The 5772-nt window shown below is 37.8% G+C and carries 6 protein-coding genes; all 6 read left to right on the plus strand.

Annotated features, from left to right (window positions below):
* Window positions 1-385: 385 nt before the first annotated feature.
* The 6 genes from J3U74_RS12135 to J3U74_RS12160 all read left to right on the plus strand — a co-directional run bounded on the left by J3U74_RS12135 (window position 386) and on the right by J3U74_RS12160 (window position 5697).
* Window positions 386-790, plus strand: a complete 405-nt coding sequence (locus tag J3U74_RS12135) for a hypothetical protein (protein WP_267377547.1) — start codon at window positions 386-388, stop codon at window positions 788-790.
* A gap of 67 nt (window positions 791-857) precedes the next feature.
* Complete coding sequence (locus J3U74_RS12140; protein ID WP_267328485.1) at window positions 858-1253, plus strand: DNA-packaging protein; 396 nt, start codon at window positions 858-860, stop codon at window positions 1251-1253.
* A gap of 5 nt (window positions 1254-1258) precedes the next feature.
* Window positions 1259-2488, plus strand: coding sequence for a PBSX family phage terminase large subunit (locus J3U74_RS12145; protein WP_267328484.1), 1230 nt, complete (start codon window positions 1259-1261; stop codon window positions 2486-2488).
* Window positions 2489-2490: 2 nt separating this feature from the next.
* On the plus strand, window positions 2491-3945 hold the full coding sequence (locus J3U74_RS12150) for an anti-CBASS protein Acb1 family protein (protein WP_267346938.1): 1455 nt from the start codon (window positions 2491-2493) through the stop codon (window positions 3943-3945).
* Window positions 3881-5521 (plus strand): phage minor head protein, encoded by a 1641-nt coding sequence (locus tag J3U74_RS12155; protein ID WP_267396037.1) that lies wholly within the window; start codon window positions 3881-3883, stop codon window positions 5519-5521. Before J3U74_RS12150 ends, J3U74_RS12155 begins: the two co-directional genes overlap by 65 nt.
* A 2-nt stretch (window positions 5522-5523) precedes the next feature.
* Window positions 5524-5697 (plus strand): hypothetical protein, encoded by a 174-nt coding sequence (locus J3U74_RS12160; protein ID WP_267328871.1) that lies wholly within the window; start codon window positions 5524-5526, stop codon window positions 5695-5697.
* Window positions 5698-5772 lie beyond the last annotated feature (75 nt).

Genomic DNA, 5772 nt, shown 5'->3' on the forward strand with positions numbered 1-5772 from the left:
CCAAATTTACCACCTAATCCCATGACTTTTGGTGATAGCTTACGATATAACGAGCATTTATTAAATGTCATTGAGAAGTGTAATTCAGATAAAAGGGCGATAAAAGAAATTGCTAACGAATAAAAGCACGTCGGCTGAGTGCTGGTGCAACTAAATGAAAAATCACTCAGCCAATTTTAAATAATCATTCACTACTACCGCATAAAGCATAGAATTTGCCGTGTTTATAATTTAAAAACTAAATTTTATCTAGTAATCTGAGGTATTTTTCTCATACTATAACCCATTTGGATATTTTCCCGCTGCCAGTTACTAATTTAGGAAATATTAACGTTAATATGGTTTATAATAGTATTTTATTCATCAGTTAAGGTTATTAAAGCACATGAAAACAGATTTAGAATATTTAAAGGGATTAATGGCTGTTTTTTTGGAATCACCAGAGCCATTTATAGAGATTTCTGATTTAGATGAAGCTGGCTTTGATATAACAAGTGGCAAAGGATTACATCATTACAATATATTGATAGAAAAAGAATATGTTAGTGCATTTAACTTAGTCAGAGGAAATCCAGAAGAATTAGGTTATTTTTATACTTTAAGCTCAATAGAAAAAAATGATGGAGCTTTAGTAAGATTAACCGCGGAAGGAATAGAGTTTGCGCAAATGTTACAACAGCCTTCAATATATGAGAAATTAAAAGAATTTAGCCAATCCCCTTTATCTGTTATGAAAGATGTCGGTGCTGAATTATTAAAAGTATACCTTAAAAATAAATTAAATTTATAAAATTTCAATTAACTATTTTATAAGTAACCACCTTCGGGTGGTTTTTTATTATCTAAAGGAAAAAAATATGACAAAGGGCGAAAAGAAAAAAATAGGTCGCCCAAGTGAGTTAGCCGATTGTTTAGTCAAGGCTAAGGAGTATTTGCTTGGGGACTATGAAACATTTGGTGATGTAGTTCCAAGCGTTGCAGGTTTAGCATGTTATCTTGGTAAGCATAAGTCATCAATGTATAGCTATGCCGAGCAAAGTAAGGAATTTTCCGACACGTTAGAAGCAATTAAGACGTTACAAGAAAATAAACTCATAAATGGTGGATTAACTAGTTCATTTAACCCAACCATAACCAAATTAATGCTATCTAATCATGGCTATAACGAAAAACAGAAAATAGATCATCAATCGTCTGACGGAAGCATGTCACCAAAACCAACTCGAATAGAATTAGTCACGCCTAAAGAGTAAACACCATGACAACAGAACAAATACAGTTACCTAAAAAATTGATATCTGTGTTTGTAGCTGAAAATGTCAGGTATCGTGGTGCATACGGTGGTCGAGGTAGCGCTAAAACCCGTTCATTTGCATTAATGACAGCGGTTAAAGGTTATCAATTTGCAGAAGAAGGAAAAAGTGGCGTAATACTATGTGCTCGCGAGTTTATGAATTCATTAGCTGATTCAAGCATGGAAGAAGTTAAGCAAGCCATTCACTCTATTGACTGGTTAAAAGATTACTATGATATTGGACAGAATTATATCAGAACTAAAAACGGATTAGTTAGCTATGTATTTTGTGGTCTACGACATAATCTGGATAGTATTAAATCAAAAGCTAGAATTTTATTATGTTGGGTTGATGAAGCGGAAAATGTTTCGGAGATTGCGTGGCGGAAACTAACCCCTACTGTACGCGAAACTGATTCCGAAATATGGGTAACATGGAATCCAGAAACTGACGGTAGCCCCACAGATAAACGATTTAGACAAAATCCGCCTGAAAATTCAATTATTGTTGAACTAAATTATAGCGATAACCCATTTTTTCCCGATGTTTTGGAGCAAGAACGATTAAACGACTTGGCTAGATTGGATTATGCATCATACGCTTGGATATGGGAAGGCGCTTATCTCGAAAACTCGGATAAACAAGTCTTAAGTGGTTGTTACAAAGTTGAAGCTTTTGATAACAATCTCTATAAAAAAGCTGACCGATTATTGTTTGGTGGTGATTTCGGCTTTGCCAATGATCCGAATACATTAATACGGTCATTTATTCTTAATGATTGTCTGTATATAGAATATGAGGCGTATGGTCTTCATATAGAACTGGACGAAATGCCGGCTTTTTATGATTCAGTCCCTGAATCAAGAAAATGGATTATCAAAGGCGATTGCTCAAGACCTGAAACAATCAGTCACATCAAACGTAAAGGCTTCAACATCTCAGCAGCAAAAAAATGGCAAGGCAGTGTTGAGGACGGTATTGCATATCTGCGAGGATTTAAACAAATCATCATCCACCCTCGCTGTAAACATACAGCAGAAGAAGCTAGATTATATAGCTACAAGTCCGACAGGGTGACAAATGAAGTCCTACCCGTTATCGAAGATAAAAACAACCATTGTTGGGATGCGGTGCGTTACTCGCTGGATGGTTATATTAAACATAAACGCTCAGCAGGATTATTTATGAGGTAACAATGAGTTATTCTAATTTAACAGATGAACAGTTATTAAATACCGCTCAAACGGCAATTAATAATAATCATGATATAAGTCGTCAACGATTAGTGTACGCATCACAAGGCTTAATTAATAACACTAAAAGGGCTTACATCGATCGCGAGTTCGGTTATCCAGAAAACCTTACTTTCACAGACTTCTATAAGCTGTATAAGCGTAATGGTGCTGCACGTGGTTTTGTTGAGCGATTAAATGATATTTGCTGGCTAGATTACCCTAAATTCATTGACGGCGACATTCGGGAACAAGATTCAAAGCTGACAACGTGGGAGAAAATAGTTACTGATTTATTTAACGATAAATTGTGGTCAGCGATCACCGAAGCTGACAAGCGCGGAATCGTCGGCAAATATGCAGGGCTCATTATCCAACTTCGAGACGGCAGGCGGTGGGACGAGCCTGTGGATACCGTCGTATTGAATCGACTAAATCCACAGGATGCCATTGTTAAGTTAATTCCTGCATGGGAAGCTCAGTTAACCGCGTGTGAATGGAATAATAACGAAGCTGATGAAAACTATGGTCAAGTCACAATGTACCAATTTAATGAAATAGCGGTAGGTGACAAATCAGGCAAGCCAAATATTTCTCGAAAAATAAACCCAGAGAGAGTGGTCATACTCAATGAAACATCCGTTATTAACGCCATGGATGATGGCGAGTCACAGCTTGAGGTCGGCTATAATGATCTAATCGACATGATGAAATATTCAGGTGGTAGCGCAGAGGGCTTTCTTAAAAATGCCAGTAGACAGGTTCACTTGAATTATGATGCTGACTCTGACATGGAGGAGCTGGCGCGAGAATTAAGAAATCGAGGTTTTGAAAAGCCTGCTGATGCATTAAACCGACAAATCGCATTGTTAAATTCAGGTACAGACAGCGCACTAATTACCTCAGGTGCTACAGCTAACATTCTATCGGTTGCTCCTGCCGATCCAAGCGCTGGATGGTCAGTATCTGCAAACAATTTCGCTGCATCTGTTAGAATGCCATTTACCATTATTTTTGGTCAACAAACAGGGCGGTTAGCATCAAATGAGGATAAGGCTGATTATGCAAAACGTGGGATGTCACGTCGTAATGGATTTTTAAGCGTATTAATAAAGCAAATTGTTAACCAGCTTATTAAGCTAAAAGTGATCCAACCACTAGTTAACAACACACTCACTCTCAAATGGTCAGACCTATTATCACCAAGCCAAGTTGAACGAATTGAACTCATGCTCAAGATGGCGGACGTTAACGTCAAAGCGCAACAATCAATGGGTATTGCAGTGTTTACACCAAACGAAATACGAGAAGCTGGCGGTTATGAGCCCGATCCTGATTTAGAGGATATCGATATTGAAGAAACCGAAGATAATAAAGCCGATTCCGAAGAATCCGATATTGCCGAGAAGCAAGAATAATCCTACACTCACCAACAAACAAATTCTCCAAATGCGTAGCGAAATACAAAAACGCTACAGAACAATCAAACAATCAGTTATTGAGTATATCGAATTAAGCTTAGGCTACTATGCTAAAGAGCCGACTAAAACTGCGATATTTATCGATAACAATCTCTATGTCGTTAATGCCAGTGTTAATTACACGGTTGATGGTAATCAGCTTGCCAGAGTGTTAACTCGCATTCAAGAAATTGTTGATGAAAACCTGATTGATGGCGGTATCGAGAAGTTTTGGGCTGGCAAGTTTGTTGCTGATATGTATCAAATGGGTACTAATCGGACATTTCAAAACTTATCTATACAATCGCCACTATATTCACAAGCTACATCATTGGAATCCTTATTATTTAGTGATGCTTACATTCGTCGAATAGGGCTTGCCTATACCGCAACATTCAACGACTGGAAAGGACTTGCGGATAATCTAAAGAGCGATTTGGGTTCCGTTTTAAGTAGCTCTGTGGCAAGAGGAGTTAACCCTCGAGAAACTGCCGATATTATCATTAAGCGCATTGATATCTCACATAGTAGAGCTAAAGCCATGGCACAAACTGAGCAAGTAGGCGCACTTCGTCAGGCTACATGGGATGAAACTAAACGTACTCAAGAAGATTTAGGACTAAAAACAGGCTTATTACATATGTCTGCATTAAAGCCTAATTCTAGAGCTACGCATGTTACTAGGCACGGGAAAATCTATACTGTTGAGCAGGTTGAGGAATGGTATGAAGAGAATGGTAACCGATTCAATTGTTATTGCGCTCAAATAACTGTACTGCTTAATGAAAAGGGCGAGCCATACAACCAATCTAGCATCGACAGATTATTAAAAGAAGCCGACGAATGGGAAGAACAATATAAACCGAAACAGCAGGCATCAACGGAAATTGAAGAGCTTAATGACTGGTCAAGAAAAAATATCACTGAAATTTCTAATATACCTAATGATATTAATGTTAAAGAACTAGCGCCATGCTTACAATTGGTATCAGAAATACAGGAACGGTTCGATTTACCACAGTTTAGATATACAGGGTCAATAACTGGAGATGTTTATAAATATAGAGAGCCGCCTAAAGAAATGTTGGCAGCATACTCACACGAGGTTAAAGCGCTTCTTATCACATCTGGAAGTGTTGATAAAAAAGCGTTGCTAGAATCTGATTTGCACAGTAAAGCGAAAGGGTATAAGCAAAGTTCAATGCTGATGGCAATCAAAGGCAAAAATGAGGAATTAGCTAAAATAATTTATGAAATGGATTATATGCCCTGGAGTGCGGTATCCACGCCGAGAGGTGTTTTTGCTCATGAAATGGGACATGCTTTGCATTATCATTATCGAGAGGAAATTGATGTCATCATTGGGAAGGCTTGGGGACGAGGCTGGGCGCATGCGATTAGTAAGTACGCTCAATATAATAAACTGGAATTTGTAGCTGAGTCGTTTTCGCTGTATATTGAAAACCCAGTTGAAGCAAAAAAACGTTTATATCCAGAATTATTTAAGTTTTTTGAGTCACTAGACAAGAGGTAAAAGTGAAAGACGATGAATCACTAGTAGATATAGCATCTAAACTCATTAATACGACACCACTGCCAGATGACGCAGAGGAGCAATTAGAGCGTTTGATTGAGCAAGCAAGCACTGATTATGGGAAATTCCAATTAGGCTGTTTAGCAGAAGCGCTTTTCGTTATAAGACATTCATAATCAAATCTCTTAAACCGCTTCGGCGGTTTTTTTATATTTAAAATCCACACGAGGTAAAGCATGACACTTAAAATA

The organism is Gilliamella sp. B3892 (genome assembly GCF_026536305.1).
Taxonomy (GTDB): domain Bacteria; phylum Pseudomonadota; class Gammaproteobacteria; order Enterobacterales; family Orbaceae; genus Gilliamella.

Bases quoted from the DNA above. Each gene is read 5' to 3' on its own strand.
- J3U74_RS12140 (WP_267328485.1), top strand. From the start codon at position 858: ATGACAAAGGGCGAAAAGAAAAAAATAGGTCGCCCAAGTGAGTTAGCC.
- J3U74_RS12150 (WP_267346938.1), top strand. From the start codon at position 2,491: ATGAGTTATTCTAATTTAACAGATGAACAGTTATTAAATACCGCTCAA.
- J3U74_RS12135 (WP_267377547.1), top strand. From the start codon at position 386: ATGAAAACAGATTTAGAATATTTAAAGGGATTAATGGCTGTTTTTTTG.
- J3U74_RS12145 (WP_267328484.1), top strand. From the start codon at position 1,259: ATGACAACAGAACAAATACAGTTACCTAAAAAATTGATATCTGTGTTT.